This window comes from Natronincola peptidivorans, assembly GCF_900111615.1.
In the GTDB taxonomy this organism is placed as follows: Bacteria; Bacillota; Clostridia; order Peptostreptococcales; family Natronincolaceae; genus Natronincola_A; species Natronincola_A peptidivorans.
The window spans coordinates 1-1,837 of sequence record NZ_FOHU01000051.1 but is presented as its reverse complement, the minus strand read 5'-3'; the positions used below and the strand labels follow the sequence as shown (position 1 = coordinate 1,837).

At 34.1% G+C, this 1,837-nt stretch carries 1 protein-coding gene and 5 tRNA genes; all 6 read right to left on the bottom strand.

Translation table 11 applies throughout. The features are described 5' to 3' along the window. Positions 1–40: 40 nt before the first annotated feature. A tRNA-Leu gene (locus tag BMX10_RS17680) sits at positions 41–129 on the bottom strand. 8 nt (positions 130–137) lie between these two features. Continuing rightward, positions 138–212 (bottom strand) — tRNA-Asn (locus BMX10_RS17675). 598 nt (positions 213–810) lie between these two features. Beyond that, on the bottom strand, positions 811–1,290 hold the full coding sequence (locus BMX10_RS17670; RefSeq protein ID WP_090447109.1) for a metal-dependent hydrolase: 480 nt from the start codon (positions 1,288–1,290) through the stop codon (positions 811–813). Positions 1,291–1,564: 274 nt separating this feature from the next. After that, positions 1,565–1,641: transfer RNA gene (locus tag BMX10_RS17665), tRNA-Arg, on the bottom strand. 16 nt (positions 1,642–1,657) lie between these two features. Further along, positions 1,658–1,732, bottom strand: a tRNA-Cys gene (locus BMX10_RS17660). Positions 1,733–1,742: 10 nt separating this feature from the next. Next, positions 1,743–1,818: transfer RNA gene (locus BMX10_RS17655), tRNA-Lys, on the bottom strand. Between the last annotated feature and the right edge of the window lie 19 nt (positions 1,819–1,837).

Below are 1,837 nucleotides of genomic sequence, written 5' to 3'. Positions count from 1 at the left end.
AGGCTGAAGTTCTACCACTGAACTACACCCGCATATACTATGGTGCCGAAGACCGGAGTCGAACCGGTACGTTCTTGAAGGAACGCAGGATTTTAAGTCCTGTGCGTCTGCCAATTCCGCCACTTCGGCACTTTGTGTGGCTCCAGAGAGAGGACTCGAACCTCCAACCTGTCGGTTAACAGCCGAATGCTCCACCATTGAGCTACTCTGGAATACTATATATCAATTCATATACTAGCACTGAAGATTGTATGTCGGTAAATTCTATTGAATTTAAAACTACTATTCTCCTATTAATAATATCATCCTATTGTCTTGCTTAAATAACATAGAAATAAAATAGCGACATCTACTATTATACACTTTTTATGGATAATGTCAAGCCTACTCATGATTTATTTCCCTCAATAGATAATGTAGATTTTCCCATCCACTCAATACTGCATTTCTCAATTATTATACATCTTCATATGTATTATAGAAAACAAAATAGACTTCGTCAATTTATTTTCGCAAAGGAACCCTATATTCCTTTCGACACACATTTTCTAGCATTAGAATCACTTTATACTGGTGAGGGAAATCCCTTCTATACTCCCCATATCTAAGATATTATAAACTATATTTTCCTAGACATGAAAAAAGGTAGATTACTTTCTACCTTCTCTATTTTTAATTTTGTCTATATCCATCTTTTATAGCTATACATATTTTTTACTAGAGCTCCTCCATTATTTTAATGAGCTTCTATCATCTATTATTCACTATTATGATATAGGTCTCCTACCTAATGGTTTATACTTGGTTGAACTAATTAATATAAGATCTATCGCCTAAGTATTTGACAAAATCTAAAGCATAAATACCGCTCAATATTATTAATAAAGCTCCCACAATTATTACAATTTTTCTTTCATCTTTTCCTCCTGTTTTTATTTTTCCTAACCTCTGTTTCTCTTTTGATAATGGATAAAAAAATGGACATCCATTTACTGTAAACAAATCAGATAATATATGACTACTAACTCCAATGAACAAACCATAACCAACATAGTAATTAATCTTTGTTACTAAAACCATTAGTAGTATGATTATAATTGAGTGAGTTACAGTACGATGTTTGAAAAATAACCATAACGGAATAACTTTCCCTACCCTTGTACTTTTATGGTCTGCATCTGGCAGTACAGAGCCAAATAAGGCACTCATCAGAAATATATAAGTGCTAATTTCTAAAGGCATTTTTGTCGTTCTAATGATTACTAAACTTATTAAGGCTGCTATAAACATATGCGTTTTTCCCCAGAAAATCTTCACCTCCTCTACCTAACTATGCATTATTATATAAATATAGATAATTTATTAAATTTAGTCCTATTAATTATTATTTATGTAGATTAAAGTCATTGATACCATAGCTAAAAACTCAGTATTATAGTACTAAACCTGAATAAGGTAGTATTGCCTTGAGAAATACAATTTCAGTTGATTTTATAGCTCTATAGTACTTTTAGAGAACGACAAAAACACCTATAAGATAGTTAATCTTATAGGTGTTTAATAGTGGTGTGCCCAGAGAGATTCGAACTCCCGACCTTCTGATTCGTAGTCAGACACTCTATCCAGCTGAGCTATGGGCACAAATATTAGATTTTTATGGAGGCGGCACCCAGATTTGAACTGGGGAATAAAGGTTTTGCAGACCTCTGCCTTACCACTTGGCTATGCCGCCTTAATTAAACTGGTGACCCATCCGCGACTCGAACGCGGGACACCCTGATTAAAAGTCAGGTGCTCTACCGACTGAGCTAATGGGTCGTATTATTTGATTAAAATG